The organism is Streptococcus sp. HMSC065C01, from assembly GCF_001813525.1.
Taxonomy (GTDB): domain Bacteria; phylum Bacillota; class Bacilli; order Lactobacillales; family Streptococcaceae; genus Streptococcus; species Streptococcus parasanguinis_V.
Map to the genome: position 1 here is coordinate 126,979 of NZ_KV812858.1, position 16,419 is coordinate 143,397.

Here is a 16,419-nt window from a genome sequence, read left to right on the forward strand (position 1 = left end):
AATTACCGATTTCTATCCCACTCTCTTTTTTCGGGCCTCTTCTTGGGAAAAATGAAAGGGATTTCTTTTTTCCACTGAAATTCAGAAAAATCGTCTAGAAATCAAAAAAGCGCTTTTCAAGCACCTATTTTTTTTGTATAATAGAGTCAGATAGTTATATATAAAAAAAGAAGTGAACCACATGATTACATTATTTTTATCACCGAGTTGTACATCATGTCGAAAAGCTCGGGCTTGGTTAAAAAAGCACGATGTTCCATTTAAAGAACACAATATTATGACAAGTCCTTTGAGCAAACAGGAGTTGACAAGTATATTGGCCTTGACCGAAAACGGAACAGACGACATTATTTCAACTCGTTCAAAAATTTTTCAAAAATTGGATGTTGATGTTGAAGATTTATCTATCTCAGCCTTGATCCGTCTGATTGAGGAAAATCCAAGTCTCTTGCGGAGACCGATTATTTTAGATAACAAACGCATGCAGATTGGCTTTAACGAAGATGAAATTCGGGCCTTCTTGCCACGGAGTTATCGCAAACAAGAGTTACGCTCTGCCACTCTAAGAGCAGAAATAAACTAAGAAGTATGTCGAATGCAAAAAAATTATAGTTACCCACTGGACTTATCGTGGAGCACTGAAGAGCTTGCTTCAGTGCTTTCTTTTTTCAATAAAGTTGAAGAAGCCTATGAAAGTAAGGTAGAGGCCAAAGAATACATGGAAGCCTACCGCGCTTTTAAGAAGGTCGTACCTAGTATCGGAGAAGAAAAGCGTCTTGGACGGGAGTTCGAAGAAGTGAGCGGTTATTCTCTCTATCGTGCTACCCAGGCTGCAAAGCAAAAAGAGGAAGGATGGTTTTCTCTTGAAGAATAAATTAGAGTTTGCCAAACAAATCGTTTTAGAGGCTGGAGACTACTTGCGTCTTCATCTCCATGATGACTTGAAGATCTCAAAAAAGACTGGGCCGACAGATTTAGTCACCCAGATGGACCAACAGGTTCAAAAGGATTTGGTTGAAAAAATCACACATCGCTACCCAGATGATCGGATTTTTGCGGAGGAAGATGGCCTTCGTTCACCGATTTCAGAAGGATCCGTTTGGGTGATTGATCCTATTGATGGGACCAATAATTTTGTGACCCAAAAGGAAGATTTTGCGGTGATGGTGGCCTATTTTGAAGACGGAATTGGTCAGTTTGGCCTGATCTACGATGTGATGCGGGATCACCTTTTTTACGGGGGTGGAGAATTCCCTGTGTATCGCAATGAGGTTGAACTGACCCCCTTTGTGGACCAACCTCTGGAAAACTTTCTGATTGCTTCAAATGTCGGCATGCTTGAGAAAAATGACTGGGGCATGGCCGATCTTGGCATGGATTCTCTTGGCATTCGGGTTTACGGTAGTGCCGGTATTAGTTTTTCAAAAATTCTCTCAGGTGGGATTCTAGCTTATTTTAGCTACATCTGGCCCTGGGATTATGCTGCAGCTGCGATCATGGGGGACCAGTTGGGCTATACCGTTTTAAATCTAAATGGGGATAAACCCAATTACCAAACAGTGGAACCCATTATGATGGTTCCAAAAGTGAAGTTAACAGAAATTCAAACCTATCTTAAGAAAGGGAGAAGTTAAATGAATTTTCCCAATGGTTTTAAAGAAAAATACCAGCATCTTCTAGGTGAGGATGCTGCTGCTTTTTTTGCGACCTTTGAGCAAGAAGCAGTATCGGCCTTTCGGACAAATCCCTTGAAAGAAGCTCAAAAAGCATTTGATGATCCGATTCCCAATACCCCTTGGGGCCATTATGGAAAAGTCTCAGGAAAATCCATTGAGCACGCAACGGGTTTGGTCTATTCGCAAGAACCAGCAGCCCAGATGGTGGCACAAGTCGCTCAGCCGAAGCCAGGGATGAAGGTCTTAGACTTGGCCGCAGCTCCTGGCGGAAAAACCACCCAACTCTTGTCTTATTTGGACAATCAGGGACTCTTGGTCTCCAATGAGATCCACAAGGGCCGCTCGAAAATTCTTGTAGAGAATGTCGAACGCTTTGGTGCGCGAAATGTGCTGGTAACCAATGAGTCTGCCGATCGTCTGGCCAAAGTTTTCTCAGGCTTTTTTGATCTGATTGTACTAGACGCCCCGTGTTCAGGTGAGGGGATGTTCCGCAAGCAACCAGATGCCATGGACTATTGGTCTGTCGATTACCCTCGAGAGTGCAGTCTCCTTCAAAGAGAGATTCTAGAGGATGCCCTCAAGATGTTGGTTCCAGGAGGTTCCTTGGTGTATTCAACCTGTACCTGGGCTCCTGAGGAAAATGAAGAGATCGTATCCTGGCTCTTAGATAATTTTGATCTAGAATTGGAAACGATCGAGAAGATCAATGGTATGGCAGAAGGCATTGACTATCCAGAAACGGCGCGCATGTATCCTCATCTCTTTAAAGGGGAGGGACAATTTGTTGCTAAGTTCCGTTATCTAGGAGAGAATCGACCTGCCAAAATCCCTTCCAAAAAGGACCAATTATCTGCGGAACAAAAGAAATGGTGGCAGGAGTTTGCTAAGAAACACTTGAAGATTACTCTGGAAGGAGTCCTCGAAACCTTTGGGGACGAACTCTATTTGGTACCACTTGGTTTACCAGATTTGCGCAAAGTAAAAATTGCCCGCAATGGCTTGCACCTAGGGACCTTCAAGAAAAATCGATTTGAACCTAGTTTTGCCTTGGGCCTTGCTCTGAAACCGAGTGAGGTAAAAGAGACCGTTTCGATCACGCCTGAGGACTTTGTTCATTATGTTGCGGGAGAGACGGTTCAATTGAAGAAAACGCATCCAAATGGATGGTACCAGGTCCTGGTTGAAGGCAATGGTTTAGGCTTTGCCAAAGTGACCGGACAGACCCTAAAAAATTTCTATCCAAAGGGGCTTCGTTTTAGGTAAAATGCTGGGCAAAGAACCCGTTCTATGATATAGTGGAAGTACAGGTTTTTTTGAAAAAAACTTGTCAAAATCATAAGTGAAATAGTGAAATATCAAGGAGACATGATTTGAAAAAGTCTAAAAAGCTGATCCTAGGACTAGCGACGATCGCATTAGCAGGAAGTTTATCTGCTTGTGCTTCTTGGATCGATCGCGGAGAATCCATCACTGCTGTCGGATCGACTGCCTTACAACCCTTGGTTGAAGGAGTAGTAGATCGCTACATTGAAGAACATCCTGGTAAGATTGTAAATGTACAAGGAGGAGGTTCTGGTACAGGACTTTCACAAGTTCAATCAGGCGCTGTAGATATCGGAAATAGTGACTTGTTTGCGGAGGAAAAATCTGGGATCGATCCCTCTAGTCTGGTCGACCATCAGGTAGCCGTAGCAGGGACAGCCATCATTGCCAATAAAAATATCTCAATCGACAATTTGACAACAGAGCAATTGCGAAAGATCTTTACGGGTGAATATACTAACTGGAAGCAATTGGGAGGTCCAGATCTTGAAATCACGATTGTGAACCGAGCGGTTGGTTCTGGTAGCCGTGCTGTCTTTGATGCCATCATCATGGATGGCAAACAACCCAAGCAGGCCCAAGAGCAAGACTCTAATGGAATGGTGAAAAACATCGTTTCTCAAACGCCAGGAGCCATCTCTTATCTGGCCTTTACCTACTTGGATAGCAGTGTCAAAACCATGAAGCTTAATGGCTATCAACCAACCAAAGCCAATGTTGTCAACAATAACTGGCCAATCTGGTCTTATGAACACATGTATACCAAAGGAAAACCCAATGAGTTGTCTAAAAAATTCATTGACTACATGATGACCGAAGAGATCCAGCAAAAGGTTGTTGGTAAGATGGGCTATATCCCAATCAATGATATGAAAGTCACCCGTGATTTAAAAGGGAATGTGACAAAAAAATAAAAGAATTAGGTAAAAAATGAACGAAGTAGCAAAAAAAATGCTGACGAAATCAAAAAACTCCCGCCTAGAAAAATTTGGGAAAACCATTACCTTTCTATGTATGAGTTTGATTGTTGTCGTCGTTGCCATGATTTTGATTTTCGTGGCCCAAAAAGGTTTATCGACTTTCTTTGTCAATAAAGTCAATATCTTTAGTTTTCTATTTGGGAGCTCTTGGAATCCTGCTGCAAAGGAATTCGGAGCCCTGCCAATGATTCTAGGTTCCTTTATTGTAACCTTGCTTTCTGCCCTCTTGGCAACGCCGTTTGCCATTGGTGCAGCAGTTTTCATGACAGAAGTCTCTCCTAAAGGAGCTCGTTTCTTGCAACCAGCGATTGAGCTCCTAGTGGGGATTCCTTCAGTTGTTTACGGATTTATTGGCCTTCAAGTGGTCGTCCCATTTACGCGTAGTCTCTTTGGTGGGACTGGTTTTGGGATCCTCTCAGGGGTCTTTGTCCTCTTTGTTATGATCCTGCCAACTGTTACCTTTATGACGACCGATAGCCTCCGAGCTGTGCCCCGTCATTATCGGGAAGCTAGTATGGCTATGGGTGCGACACGCTGGCAAACCATTTGGCATGTCACGCTCAAGGCAGCTCGCTCTGGAATCTTTACAGCGGTTGTCTTTGGTATGGCGCGTGCCTTCGGGGAAGCCTTGGCGATCCAGATGGTGGTCGGAAACTCAGCAGTGGTACCAACCTCGCTCACAACACCAGCTTCCACCCTCACCTCTATTTTGACCATGGGAATCGGAAATACCGTCATGGGTACGGTCAATAACAATGTTCTTTGGTCACTTGCCTTGGTATTGCTCCTCATGAGTCTTGCCTTTAACAGTGTGATTAAACTGATTACGAAAGAAAGAGGTAAGAAGAACTATGCACGCTAAACGAATGGATAAAATTGCCACAGGAGTGCTGTATGCTATTTCAGGGATCATCGTTGCGATTCTTGCCTCATTGATCCTTTATATCTTGGTCCGTGGCTTGCCCCATGTATCTTGGCACTTCTTGACTGGGAAATCTTCTTCTTACCAAGCAGGAGGAGGGATCGGAATTCAATTGTATAATTCCTTCTTCCTCTTGGTCATTACCTTGGTGATTTCCTTCCCACTTTCTCTTGGAGCTGGGATTTACCTCTCTGAGTACGCTAAAAAAGGTCGTTTGACCAATTTGGTTCGTACCTGTATTGAGATCTTGTCTTCTTTGCCATCTGTCGTTGTAGGTCTCTTTGGTTACCTGGTCTTCGTTGTCCAGTTCAAATACGGATTTTCGATCATTTCAGGGGCCTTGGCCTTGACCGTCTTTAACCTGCCACAGATGACCCGCAATATCGAAGATAGCTTGCAGCACGTTCACCATACACAGCGCGAAGCAGGTCTAGCACTGGGCTTGTCTCGCTGGGAAACTGTGATTCATGTCGTGGTACCAGAAGCTCTTCCAAGTATTATCACTGGGGTCGTCTTAGCCTCAGGACGGATCTTTGGGGAAGCTGCTGCCTTGATCTATACTGCAGGTCAATCGGCTCCAGCCCTTGATTGGTCAAACTGGAATATCTTTAGTGTGACCAGTCCGATTTCGATCTTCCGTCAGGCTGAAACCTTGGCTGTCCATATCTGGAAGGTCAACAGTGAAGGAACTATTCCAGACTCGATCGAAGTCTCAGCCGGTTCTGCCGCAGTTCTTTTGATCTTTATCTTGATCTTTAACTTTGGAGCGCGCAAACTCGGAAGTTACCTCCATAAAAAACTAACATCTGCTTAAAGGAGAAGAAATGTCAAAATACAATTGGGATGAGAGACACATCATTACTTTTCCTGAAGAAAAGGTGGTCCTATCGACCAAAGATTTGCATGTCTATTATGGAACGAACGAGTCCATTAAAGGCGTTGACATGCAGTTTGAAAAGAATAAGATTACAGCCTTGATCGGTCCCTCAGGATCTGGGAAATCAACCTACCTCCGTAGTTTGAACCGGATGAATGATACCATTGATATTGCGCGTGTAACGGGTGAAATTTGGTATGAAGGAATCGATGTTAATCGTCCAGATATCAATGTTTATGAAATGCGCAAGCACATTGGGATGGTTTTCCAACGGCCCAATCCTTTTGCCAAATCGATTTATAAAAACATTACCTTCCCGCATGAACGCGCTGGGGTGAAAGACAAGAAGATTTTGGACGAATTGGTCGAAACTTCTTTGAAGCAGGCAGCCCTATGGGATCAGGTCAAGGATGATCTTCATAAATCAGCCCTGACACTTTCAGGTGGCCAACAGCAACGACTTTGTATCGCACGGGCCATCTCTGTGAAGCCAGATATCTTACTCATGGATGAGCCAGCTTCAGCGCTTGATCCGATCGCGACAGCGCAATTAGAAGAAACCATGCTTGAGTTGAAGAAGGATTATACCATTGTCATCGTGACCCACAGCATGCAACAAGCAGCCCGTGCTAGTGATTATACTGGTTTCTTCTACCTTGGAAACCTCATCGAGTACGATAAGACTTCGAATATTTTCCAAAATGCGAAATTGCAATCGACTAACGATTATGTATCGGGTCACTTTGGATAAAGTAAAATGACAACAAAAAGGAAAATAGAATGACAGAACCAATTTTGCAAGTCAAGGACTTGTCGGTTTATTACAATAAAAAGAAGGCTCTAAATAGCGTCTCCTTGGACTTTGCTCCAAAGGAGATTACAGCCTTGATTGGTCCTTCAGGATCAGGGAAATCTACCCTTTTAAAAGCCATTAACCGCATGGGCGACCTCAACCATGAGGTCACCACAACAGGAACCATCCTCTACAATGGACATAATATCTACGGACCACGGACCGATACGGTCGAATTGCGTAAGGAAATCGGAATGGTCTTCCAACAGCCCAATCCTTTCCCAATGTCCATTTATGATAATGTGACCTATGGATTGATGATTAATGGTGTCAAGGACAAGGCTGTCTTGGATGAAGCAGTTGAAACCTCTTTGAAACGCGCGTCCATCTGGGATGAAGTCAAGGATCGCTTGCATGATTCAGCTATCGGGCTTTCCGGTGGTCAGCAGCAGCGGGTCTGTGTGGCGCGGGTTCTTGCGACCAGTCCAAAGATTATTCTTTTGGATGAGCCTACTTCAGCGCTAGACCCGATTTCAGCTGGGAAGATTGAAGAAACCTTGTATGGACTAAAAGACCGTTACACCATGCTCTTGGTGACGCGCTCCATGCAACAAGCGAGTCGGATTTCCGATAAAACTGCCTTTTTCTTGGATGGCGATTTGATTGAGTACAATGATACCAATGAAATGTTCTTGAACCCAACTAAGAAAGAAACAGAAGACTATGTCTCTGGTAAATTTGGATAGGAAGAAAATAAAATGTTACGAGTTCAATTTGAAGAAGATTTAGAAAAGTTGCATAACCAGTTTTATGCAATGGGAAATGAAGTGTTGAGTCAGATCAACCGTACGGTTCGTGCTTTCGTGACCCATGACCGTGAATTGGCCCGTCAGGTCATCGAAGATGATGCGGAGATCAACGAATACGAAGTGAAGCTAGAGCGTAAGTCTTTTGAGATTATCGCCCTTCAACAGCCCGTTTCACAAGACCTTCGTGTCGTGATGACCGTCTTAAAAGCAGTCTCTGACTTGGAGCGGATGGGGGACCACGCAGTATCGATTGCCAAGGCAACGATTCGCATGAAAGGGGAAGTCCGTATCCAATCTGTTGAGGAAGAAATCAGCAAGATGGGCCGTGAGGTCAAAGATTTTGTCGAAGCGACACTAGATGTTTACCTCAAAGGCGATGTGGATTTGGCCTATGAAGTTGCTTCACGAGATGAAGTCATCAACCATTACTTCGATAGCATCCAAGAATTAGCAACAGAAGAAATTCGGAAAAATCCAGAGTCCATCGTGACTGGTCGTGATTATTTCCAAGTGATCAACTTCTTGGAACGCATCGGAGATTATGCAAAAAATATCTGTGAATGGGTAGTTTACTTTGAAACAGGTAAAATTATCGAAATGTAAGATCAGGACGTCTTTCCGATCTCAGACAGGCATTCTCATGCTTGTCTTTTCTTTTATTTTGACTTTGTGATAAAATAGTTTTATTAGGGCTTTTGATTGGAAAGCATGGAAAATAAAAAGGAGGAAATTATGCAAGCAGTTGCACATTTTATTGATACATTTGTACCTGAGCACTACGATCTATTCTTGGATTTGAACCGCTCTAGTAAAACTTTCTCAGGGAAAGTGACCATTAACGGAGAAGCAAAAGAGACTCGTATCTCGCTTCACCAAAAGGATTTGACCATCGAAACAGTAGAAGTAGCAGGTCAAGCTCGTCCATTTACGGTTGATGATGCCAATGAAGCAGTTTATGTTGAATTGGAAGGCACAGGTCAAGTGACAGTTACCCTGACCTATTCTGGTAAGATCACAGACAATATGACTGGGATTTACCCATCTTACTACAGCATTGATGGCGTGAAGAAGGAAGTCCTCTCTACTCAGTTTGAGAGCCATTTTGCTCGTGAAGCTTTTCCAAGTGTGGACGAGCCTGAAGCCAAAGCAACTTTCGATCTTTCTTTGAAATTTGACCAAGAAGAAGGTGAAATTGCCCTTTCAAATATGCCTGAAATCGATGTAGAAAACCGCAAAGAAACAGGAATTTGGAAATTTGCTACGACTCCACGGATGTCTTCTTACCTCCTTGCCTTTGCAGCTGGAGATCTTCAAGGAGTGACAGCTAAGACTAAGAATGGAACCCTTGTCGGAGTCTATTCAACAAAAGCTCACCCATTAGAAAACTTAGATTTCTCTTTAGATATTGCCGTTCGTGCTATTGAATTCTACGAAGACTACTATGGCGTGAAGTATCCAATCCCTCAATCTCTTCATATCGCCCTTCCAGACTTCTCTTCAGGTGCGATGGAAAACTGGGGCTTGGTAACCTACCGTGAAGTCTACCTTCTTGTTGATGAGAATTCGACTGCCCAAAGCCGTCAAACAGTAGCCTTAGTGGTGGCTCACGAGTTGGCTCACCAATGGTTCGGAAACCTGGTGACCATGAAATGGTGGGATGACCTCTGGTTGAATGAAAGCTTCGCCAATATGATGGAATATGTCAGCTTGGATGCTATCGAACCAAGCTGGAATATCTTCGAAGACTTCCAAACAACCGGTGTGCCTGCTGCCTTGAAACGCGATGCTACAGATGGCGTTCAATCCGTCCATGTGGAAGTCAAACACCCTGATGAGATCAACACCCTCTTTGACCCAGCAATTGTTTACGCCAAGGGTAGCCGTCTCATGCACATGCTTCGCCGTTGGTTAGGCGATGACGCCTTCCGTAAAGGCTTGAAGATCTACTTTGAAAAACACCAATACAGCAATACCATCGGTCGTGACCTTTGGGATGCTCTTGGGCAGGCTTCAGGTCGTGATGTCGCAGCCTTTATGGATTCATGGTTGGAGCAACCAGGATACCCTGTTGTCTCAGCTTCTGTGGAGAACGATACCTTGATCATCCGTCAAGAGCAGTTCTTCATCGGAGAAAGAGAAGAAAAAGGTCGCAAGTGGGTTGTTCCTTTAAATAGCAACTGGACAGGTATTCCAGATACTTTGGAAACTGAAGTCTTAGAAATTCCAAACTACAGTGCCTTGAAAGCAGCTAACAGCGGAGCTCTTCGCTTCAATACAGAAAATACAGCTCATTATATCAGTGACTACCGTGGGGAATTGTTGGAAGACATCCTTGCTGAACTTGCTAGCTTGGATAGCACTTCGAAACTACAAGTGGTTCAAGAACGCCGTCTCTTAGCGGAAAGTGGTCAAATTTCTTATGCAAGCCTCTTGCCAGTGATTGAACACTTGACAGAAGAAAGTTCCTACTTGGTTGTTTCAGCTGTTTCGAGCGTCTTAGCTGGAATCAGTCTCTTTGTGGATGAAGGAACTGAAACAGAAGCGGCCTTCCATGAGTTGTTGAAACGCCTGAACCGTTACAACTTTGAACGCTTGGGTCTAGAAGCTAAGCCTGGTGAAACAGAAGAAGACGAAAAAGTTCGTCAACTAATGATTGCTAATATGATCAAGGCCAATGATGAAGCTGCAAAAGCTCAAGCGAGCGCTATCTTTGAAGCGCATGCAGATGATTTGGAAAAACTTCCAGCGGCCATCCGTTTGCAAATCTTGGTCAACCAAATCAAGCACCAGGAAACCAAGGAGCTTAGCCAACAATACCTGGATACTTATGTTAAGACAGTTGATGGAAACTTTAAACGCCAGTTGGCGGCTGCACTTTCTTATACCAAGGATAAGGAAACTTTGGAAGCTCTATTGAAGGAGTGGAAGAACAAGGATGTGGTGAAACCTCAGGACTTGGCTATGAGCTGGTATTACAACTTCTTGCATGATGACTTTACCCAAGGTAGAACCTGGACTTGGGCGCGTGAAAACTGGGATTGGATCAAGAAAGCCCTCGGTGGTGATATGAGCTTTGATAAGTTTGTCATCTACCCAGCTAACTGTTTCAAGACCCGTGAACGGTTGAATGAATACAAGGCCTTCTTTGAGCCTCAATTGGATGATATGGCGATCAGCCGTAATATCAAGATGGGAATTAAAGAAATTGCAGCTCGTATTGATCTTATCGAGCGGGAGAAAGCAGCAGTAGAAGCCGCTATCCTTGCGACAAAATAGATTGAAAAAAGATGCTACAGAATTCATTCTGTAGCATCTTAGAATGTAGACAACGTCATCTTTGAAACTTTCCTTAGGTGAGGACGGACATCAGCGAACTTCTTTGAAGTTCCATGACTTAGTTTTGAGCCTAAGGTCTCAAAACTCCCGAGTGCCTGAAACAATTGTGTTTCAGGCACTTTTCTAACGGCGGAAAGTTTCAGTGTATATTTGATTGAGACTTAAAAAATATATTATTTTAATTTTTGGGGCATCATTTAGGTTGGTTAATGATAGTTTAACTACATCCTAATGGAGTGGGAAAGAAGTCCTCTCTTTTCAATTTTTCCACCCTCGCATAGATACAACAGTCTGGAAGAGTGTTGGAGGTTGCAGATAAAGGAAATACTGTTTGCGTCACCTCAAAGCAGTGCTATGAGCAATCAACCAATGTGTCAAACTGTTATTTCTATCTAACATCAAAGGCTGGACAGATTTTGCCCAGCCTCTTTTTTATAAATGACCTGAATAAGACCTCAAAGGAGAAGGATCATTAGTTTACTGGACTTGGTAAGAGGATCTCCGTTCGATAATGGCCATTTTCTTTGAATCGTTTGATAGTTCCTTGGTATTCTTGTACTAGGGCATCAACGTTTCGCAAGCCCCAACCATCTCTTTGACGTGTTTTACGAGTCTCTTGTTCCTGTTCATTAAAGGTATTGTTGATCGAAATAAATAGATTTTGTTGAAAATAACGTATATTCAGAGACAATGTTCTCTCTGATTTATCAGTCAATCGAAGACAGGCTGAAATACTATTATCCAAACAATTTCCTAAAATAACAGCTAGAACATCTGGCTGAATAGATAGTTCTTGTGGGATAAAGCAGTTAATATTCAATTCAATTTCATCTTCCACATCGTGCAGTTTTTGATTCAGTAAATAATTAACCGTTGGATTTTTGGAGTAAAAGGTTTGTTTTCCTGAAATACTATCGGTTAACGATTGAAGGTACTCTCTAGCCTCATCAGGATTTTCTTCTAGAAGTGCCAAGAGGGTTAAATGTTTATTTTTTAAGTCATGCCGAAGACTTTGCAATCGTTGGTATTCTTCTTGAGACTGCTGTGTTTCTCTTAATTGGAATTGAAGTTGTTCTTTATCTAATTTATTTTGATAATAAGCGTGCTGTTGTTGAGAAAGATGTAAGGTAAAATACAGCGAGGAAAACGACAATACAATAAGAGACAAGAGTGAAATGACAGAAAGATAATCTGGTCCAAATACTTGCCCTTGAATAGCAGATACAGTAAAGGCAAAAATAATCGATAAAATCGGCACGATAAATTGATAAAGCCAATTTCTTCTAGATGTTGCCATGCTTAACTTTTGATGTGTTCGAAATAGCTGTCGAAGAACAAGAGTGATCACAGTTGAAAAAAGAAAACTGATGGCAAGGTAACCACTAATCATTCCTAAATTTTTCGATACTTTTGATAGTGGAAGAAATAGTTGGATAGCTTGATTGAGGACAGCTCCGGCTAATAATGTCAGGCTTGTTTGTAAGAATATCCAAAAGGAAGAATCACGAAAGGAGTAGCCAAAATAGAGTCCTACAAGAGAGGATTCTAAAATACTAAGAAGGAGATTGCTGACTAAAAAAACGCGACTTTCTAAAAATAGAAACACTAGAGCCACATGAAAAAGAAAGCAACAACAAAGGACTAAAAGTGTCTCTTTTGAATGTTTACTTTTGGATATTGGCCCATAAAATAAAACACTTGCTAGAAATAAGTCAAACAAGATACTAATGATCCGCAATCCTATTAGCATTAGAAATTCCTTTCACTGAGATAGTTATAGTATTTTTCTTTAAAAGAAGACTGGAACTTACGACTAATTGGAAGTGAATGTTCCTCGGTTCCATTTAGCAAAATAGTTACTGTTTTCGCATCAAAATCTTTGATATATTTGGGATTTACAATATAAGAAGCATGAATTTGAATAAAATAATCAGGTAGTTTATCTAAAATTTCTTGAGTTTTCAGTAAGGACTTATAGGTATCTGCTAGTGTGTAAATAAAAACGGAACGCTTATCTTTCTCAAAATAGGTAATGTCACTTAAAGGAATAGAGTAACTTTGTTTTCCAAATGAGAAGTTAAAGATGGTTTGTCCTAAATCTAAATAACGTAAAATTCTGTCTACTACCTTATTTAGCCTTTGAGGTTCAATTGGTTTTACTAAGTAATCAAAAGTCTGTACTTCAAATACTTGTTCCATATAATCACGATAGCTGGTCACAAAAATAATGGGGATAAAAGGATTGAACTGACGAATTTCACGTGCAAGGTCAATTCCAGAAATTTGTGGCATATCAATATCCAAAAAAACACAATGTGTATCCCTTGTTAACTGTTCTAGCATTTTTTGTGGATTTGTATATAGTTTTGTTTCTACAGGAACCTTGTCGTAAGAAAGTAAATACTGTTCTAACTGACTAGCATCTCTAGTTGAGTCATCACAAATAACGACGTTTAACATAAGTCCCCCTTATCAAATTGAGTTGGCTAATTATGACACTAAAATGGTAAATCATGACGTAAACCAAGGAAAGTCATATGTTTATTATACAATAATCTTATCAAAAATGAAGGAAGCTGGGAAAATCTTCTCAGTCTTGAGTGATGAGATGAAGACATTTGCAACACTGACTATTAGAGATTTGACAAAATCATTTGATAAGCAACATTTTGCTAATAACCATATTTCCTTAGAAATAGAAGCCGCTAAAATTACAGCTTTTTTAGGACACAATGGTGCTGGTAAGTCCACCCTCTTAAATCAAATGATTGGTTTTACCAAACCTGATAAAGGAGACGTTAGCTATGGAGACATTTCTTTTGTACAGAATCGTAAACAAGCTCGCTCAATGATGAGCTATATGTCTCAACAGTATGCACCACTTGAAAAATTAACGGTGGAACAAAACTTAGAAATGCTTGGAAGAATGAGAGGGTTAAACACCATAGATTTACAAAAAGAAATGAATCAGCTCTTAACCGAGTTGGAAATTGAGGACTATCGGGCAAAACAAGGAAAGGATCTCTCAGGTGGTTTAAAGCGTCTGACCTCTTTTGCAATGGCTTTAATCGGATCTCCGACCATCATTCTTCTTGATGAGCCGACGAACGATGTCGATCCAATACGTCGTGAAAAACAGTGGCAATTATTACAGAAGTTGGCGCATAAAGGGCATACCATTATTATTGTGACACATAACTTGTTGGAAGTTGAAAAATATGCAGACAACTATGCATTATTTAACCATGGGAAGTTAATCAAATCAGGACCAGTTCAGCAAATAACCTATCAAAAACAGTATCAAATCTCTTTTGAATTTAGGAATGCAGATAGCTTAGCTCTATTTCAAGATTATACCATTATCAATGGTTCGATTTGCCAGATTGAAATAGAAGAGAAGGAGTTAACGAGACTGCTACCAAAAATAACACAGGAATTGGATAGAAAGAATATTTTTAATCTGTCACTTGCTCAGAAAAACGTATCCATTTCAGATCTTTATAGAGAGGAGTTGACAAACTGATATGACTCAATTTTTTTACTTACTTCGTTGGAACTATCTTCGTCAAAAAGATCTATTTCTACTCTTTACGCTAGCTCAGGTTCTGTTGTCCATTTCACTTCTTTTTGGTTATCCACTAGTGATCGGTGAGATTGATACGACAGCTGCCTACTATCTCTCTTCTGGTTCAGTTCTGATAGGAATCATTTCTATTGGCTGTACTATCTCATCCCCTGTTATAGCAAATGCGAAGTCAGAAGGACATGTAGACTACGTACGAGCCCTTCCAATACCTCGAATTCTGATTTCCTTAGCAGATCTTTGGATGTGGATGATTGCTATTTTGCCTGGAGTGTTCATTTCTGTTATACTGGGCTATTTTCGTTTTTCTGTCCGCCTAAATGTATCTGTTCTGGCTGTTTTCATCCTATTTCTGATCTGTCTTACGATGATCAGTCTTGGATTTGCCATTGCTTATACTTTTTCTCCCAATATTGTCACGCTGATGTCTCAGTTGATTCTCATGATTGGTTTGATGTTTTCTCCAATCATGTACCCAGCGAGTCGTCTTCCAGATTGGGTAAACCATCTCTATCATGTTCTTCCATTTGTCCCTTCTGTCAACCTCCTACGAGCTTGTGTCTATAGTCATGGTCACGTCTCATTTTTTGACTTCACTATTCTGATCATCTGGATTTTGCTAACACAGTTACTGATCTTGAGAGTTCTTTATAAGGAAAAATAAAGGAAGGAGGGGAGATAGAAGGTTCTTCTTCGAAACAGTAATCCATTTAAAAGTAGTTTAATTGAAGAGATTTATAAATGTATCCCTACAACAAAAATCAACATCTGCGTTCAGATGTTGATTTTTTTAATATATCCTCTAAGCCCTTTGTATCTTATTTGAAATACCAGTGGTGTTTGAGGCTGGCAAAAATCGCCTTGCTGGTGATAGTGATGATGACTAGTTTAATGAGGTCGGCAAGGATAAAGGGAGCAACGACCAAAGCAAATGCTTTTTGGAGATCAGTATGCGTGACCAGCATAAAGCCGATAGCTCCGGATACAAAGAGGAGAGCACTACTGAGGAGATTGGCAAAAAAGATAGTGAAAATGCTGGATTTAGCATTGGTAAATAGAGACGTGATCCATGCTCGGAATGGGAAGAAGAGGAGGAAACCAGCAGTAGGACCAAGGAAATGCGAAGCACCACCAGCACCTCCGGCAAATACTGGAAAACCTAAGAAGCCTAAAAGCAGGTAGAGGCAGACTGTGACAAAGGCATGGCTGGGTTTATAGATGGTCCCGATGATCCCGATCATGAGTGTCTGTAGGGTCAAAGGAATCGGACCAAATGGAATGGTGAATTGAGATAGGACGGAGATCATGGCCACTCCAATGGAGATGAGAACTAAGGGAAAGATTTTCTTCATAACAGTTAACCTCGTATTTATTCTATGGTAACTATTCTACAATAAGGAGCTCAACCTGTCAATAGCCCACGCTTGTTTTAGGATTTTTTAAGTAAAAATTTAGGCAGGCTTAAGACTCCTAAAGTATAATCGCCTTACTAAAGGATCGAGCTCCCTTTAAATTTTAAAAGAAAAGTACTTGTACAAAAAGATAAAAGGTAAAAAGATGAATCAAAAAGAAACAAAACAAGTAGTCGAAACGCAAGAATCCAAAGAAAAAATGGTTGTCCTCAAACGAAGTCCTAAGTGGTGGATTGGCATGGCAGCCGTTGGTGGATTGTTGGTTGGTGCTGGAAGTGGCTTTGGTGTCGGTGTCATCGCCTCACAATCTTCCAATAATCAACAATTTTCTCAACCGGTCCAAACGGGTCAGAACCAAGGATCTAATCAGCAACAAAATAGTCAAAATGGCCATGCTTCACAAGGAAACCAGCAAAATGGTGGCCCACAGGATGGCGGCCCTCAAGGCGGTGGTCCACAAGGTGGTGGCCAAGGACAAGGCGGCCCACAAGGCAGCGGACCTGGTCAGATGCCACAAGAAGGCAATGGTGGCCCACAAGGGAATGGTCCAGATAATGACATGAACCAATCTGGCGGACAAGAAGGGAACCAGGGTTCCTCTAAAAAGTCCAATAAGAAGAATTCAAAAAATAAAAACAAGACGAGTGATAGTCAAAGTAACAAAGAAAACACGACAAACTCATAGAATTAGCCTCCCTCAGGCAGGCT

Annotated in this window: 17 protein-coding genes; 14 read left to right on the forward strand and 3 right to left on the reverse strand. The window is 41.6% G+C overall.

The genetic code is table 11. The features are described 5' to 3' along the window. Positions 1–181: 181 nt before the first annotated feature. From HMPREF2918_RS08250 to HMPREF2918_RS08300, 11 genes are all read left to right on the forward strand, one after another. On the forward strand, positions 182–583 hold the full coding sequence (locus HMPREF2918_RS08250; RefSeq protein WP_021152971.1) for a Spx/MgsR family RNA polymerase-binding regulatory protein: 402 nt from the start codon (positions 182–184) through the stop codon (positions 581–583). A 12-nt stretch (positions 584–595) separates the two neighbouring features. Beyond that, positions 596–874 carry a UPF0223 family protein gene (locus HMPREF2918_RS08255; RefSeq protein ID WP_003003480.1) on the forward strand — a complete coding sequence of 93 codons (279 nt, stop codon included), beginning with the start codon at positions 596–598 and terminating at the stop codon, positions 872–874. Then, on the forward strand, positions 864–1,634 hold the full coding sequence (locus tag HMPREF2918_RS08260) for an inositol monophosphatase family protein (protein ID WP_070595187.1): 771 nt from the start codon (positions 864–866) through the stop codon (positions 1,632–1,634). Before HMPREF2918_RS08255 ends, HMPREF2918_RS08260 begins: the two co-directional genes overlap by 11 nt. Continuing rightward, complete coding sequence (locus HMPREF2918_RS08265; protein ID WP_070595189.1) at positions 1,635–2,939, forward strand: RsmF rRNA methyltransferase first C-terminal domain-containing protein; 1,305 nt, start codon at positions 1,635–1,637, stop codon at positions 2,937–2,939. It begins immediately after the preceding gene. Between the two features lie 107 nt (positions 2,940–3,046). Beyond that, on the forward strand, positions 3,047–3,913 hold the full coding sequence (locus tag HMPREF2918_RS08270; RefSeq protein WP_070595191.1) for a phosphate ABC transporter substrate-binding protein PstS family protein: 867 nt from the start codon (positions 3,047–3,049) through the stop codon (positions 3,911–3,913). Positions 3,914–3,929: 16 nt separating this feature from the next. Further along, on the forward strand, positions 3,930–4,841 hold the full coding sequence (gene pstC, locus HMPREF2918_RS08275) for a phosphate ABC transporter permease subunit PstC (protein ID WP_014713132.1): 912 nt from the start codon (positions 3,930–3,932) through the stop codon (positions 4,839–4,841). After that, complete coding sequence (pstA, locus tag HMPREF2918_RS08280) at positions 4,831–5,715, forward strand: phosphate ABC transporter permease PstA (protein WP_003006597.1); 885 nt, start codon at positions 4,831–4,833, stop codon at positions 5,713–5,715. Before pstC ends, pstA begins: the two co-directional genes overlap by 11 nt. Before the next feature lie 10 nt (positions 5,716–5,725). Then, a complete protein-coding gene (pstB, locus tag HMPREF2918_RS08285; protein WP_003006600.1) occupies positions 5,726–6,529 on the forward strand; it encodes a phosphate ABC transporter ATP-binding protein PstB in 804 nt (267 codons plus the stop codon). Between the two features lie 29 nt (positions 6,530–6,558). Beyond that, on the forward strand, positions 6,559–7,317 hold the full coding sequence (pstB, locus tag HMPREF2918_RS08290; protein ID WP_070595193.1) for a phosphate ABC transporter ATP-binding protein PstB: 759 nt from the start codon (positions 6,559–6,561) through the stop codon (positions 7,315–7,317). Positions 7,318–7,329: 12 nt separating this feature from the next. Beyond that, positions 7,330–7,983: a phosphate signaling complex protein PhoU gene (gene phoU / locus HMPREF2918_RS08295; RefSeq protein ID WP_003006603.1), complete on the forward strand. Its 654-nt coding sequence runs from the start codon at positions 7,330–7,332 to the stop codon at positions 7,981–7,983. Positions 7,984–8,112: 129 nt separating this feature from the next. Then, positions 8,113–10,656, forward strand: coding sequence for a M1 family metallopeptidase (locus HMPREF2918_RS08300; protein ID WP_070595195.1), 2,544 nt, complete (start codon positions 8,113–8,115; stop codon positions 10,654–10,656). A 532-nt stretch (positions 10,657–11,188) separates the two neighbouring features. Here the strand turns inward: HMPREF2918_RS08300 and HMPREF2918_RS08305 are convergent. Together HMPREF2918_RS08305 and HMPREF2918_RS08310 are read right to left on the reverse strand one after the other, a co-directional pair. Beyond that, positions 11,189–12,466, reverse strand: coding sequence for a sensor histidine kinase (locus tag HMPREF2918_RS08305; RefSeq protein WP_070595197.1), 1,278 nt, complete (start codon positions 12,464–12,466; stop codon positions 11,189–11,191). Next, on the reverse strand, positions 12,466–13,176 hold the full coding sequence (locus HMPREF2918_RS08310) for a LytR/AlgR family response regulator transcription factor (protein WP_070586064.1): 711 nt from the start codon (positions 13,174–13,176) through the stop codon (positions 12,466–12,468). Before HMPREF2918_RS08310 ends, HMPREF2918_RS08305 begins: the two co-directional genes overlap by 1 nt. 106 nt (positions 13,177–13,282) lie before the next feature. Between HMPREF2918_RS08310 and HMPREF2918_RS08315 the strand changes: the two genes are divergently transcribed. Further along, positions 13,283–14,239 carry an ABC transporter ATP-binding protein gene (locus tag HMPREF2918_RS08315; protein WP_070595199.1) on the forward strand — a complete coding sequence of 319 codons (957 nt, stop codon included), beginning with the start codon at positions 13,283–13,285 and terminating at the stop codon, positions 14,237–14,239. A gap of 1 nt (position 14,240) precedes the next feature. Then, entirely contained in the window at positions 14,241–14,963 is a 723-nt protein-coding gene (locus tag HMPREF2918_RS08320; protein WP_070595201.1) for an ABC transporter permease, read from the forward strand. 154 nt (positions 14,964–15,117) lie between these two features. Here the strand turns inward: HMPREF2918_RS08320 and HMPREF2918_RS08325 are convergent, their stop codons facing one another. Continuing rightward, positions 15,118–15,651: a biotin transporter BioY gene (locus HMPREF2918_RS08325; RefSeq protein ID WP_014713140.1), complete on the reverse strand. Its 534-nt coding sequence runs from the start codon at positions 15,649–15,651 to the stop codon at positions 15,118–15,120. 205 nt (positions 15,652–15,856) lie between these two features. Between HMPREF2918_RS08325 and HMPREF2918_RS08330 the strand changes: the two genes are divergently transcribed. Next, a complete protein-coding gene (locus HMPREF2918_RS08330; RefSeq protein ID WP_070595202.1) occupies positions 15,857–16,396 on the forward strand; it encodes a hypothetical protein in 540 nt (179 codons plus the stop codon). Positions 16,397–16,419: the final 23 nt, after the last annotated feature.

Coding starts and splice junctions, on each gene's coding strand:
- HMPREF2918_RS08250 (WP_021152971.1), top strand. CDS start 182: ATGATTACATTATTTTTATCACCGAGTTGTACATCATGTCGAAAAGCT.
- HMPREF2918_RS08255 (WP_003003480.1), top strand. CDS start 596: ATGCAAAAAAATTATAGTTACCCACTGGACTTATCGTGGAGCACTGAA.
- HMPREF2918_RS08265 (WP_070595189.1), top strand. CDS start 1,635: ATGAATTTTCCCAATGGTTTTAAAGAAAAATACCAGCATCTTCTAGGT.
- pstC (WP_014713132.1), top strand. CDS start 3,930: ATGAACGAAGTAGCAAAAAAAATGCTGACGAAATCAAAAAACTCCCGC.
- pstA (WP_003006597.1), top strand. CDS start 4,831: ATGCACGCTAAACGAATGGATAAAATTGCCACAGGAGTGCTGTATGCT.
- pstB (WP_003006600.1), top strand. CDS start 5,726: ATGTCAAAATACAATTGGGATGAGAGACACATCATTACTTTTCCTGAA.
- pstB (WP_070595193.1), top strand. CDS start 6,559: ATGACAGAACCAATTTTGCAAGTCAAGGACTTGTCGGTTTATTACAAT.
- phoU (WP_003006603.1), top strand. CDS start 7,330: ATGTTACGAGTTCAATTTGAAGAAGATTTAGAAAAGTTGCATAACCAG.
- HMPREF2918_RS08300 (WP_070595195.1), top strand. CDS start 8,113: ATGCAAGCAGTTGCACATTTTATTGATACATTTGTACCTGAGCACTAC.
- HMPREF2918_RS08305 (WP_070595197.1), bottom strand. CDS start 12,466: ATGCTAATAGGATTGCGGATCATTAGTATCTTGTTTGACTTATTTCTA.
- HMPREF2918_RS08310 (WP_070586064.1), bottom strand. CDS start 13,176: ATGTTAAACGTCGTTATTTGTGATGACTCAACTAGAGATGCTAGTCAG.
- HMPREF2918_RS08315 (WP_070595199.1), top strand. CDS start 13,283: ATGAAGGAAGCTGGGAAAATCTTCTCAGTCTTGAGTGATGAGATGAAG.
- HMPREF2918_RS08320 (WP_070595201.1), top strand. CDS start 14,241: ATGACTCAATTTTTTTACTTACTTCGTTGGAACTATCTTCGTCAAAAA.
- HMPREF2918_RS08325 (WP_014713140.1), bottom strand. CDS start 15,651: ATGAAGAAAATCTTTCCCTTAGTTCTCATCTCCATTGGAGTGGCCATG.
- HMPREF2918_RS08330 (WP_070595202.1), top strand. CDS start 15,857: ATGAATCAAAAAGAAACAAAACAAGTAGTCGAAACGCAAGAATCCAAA.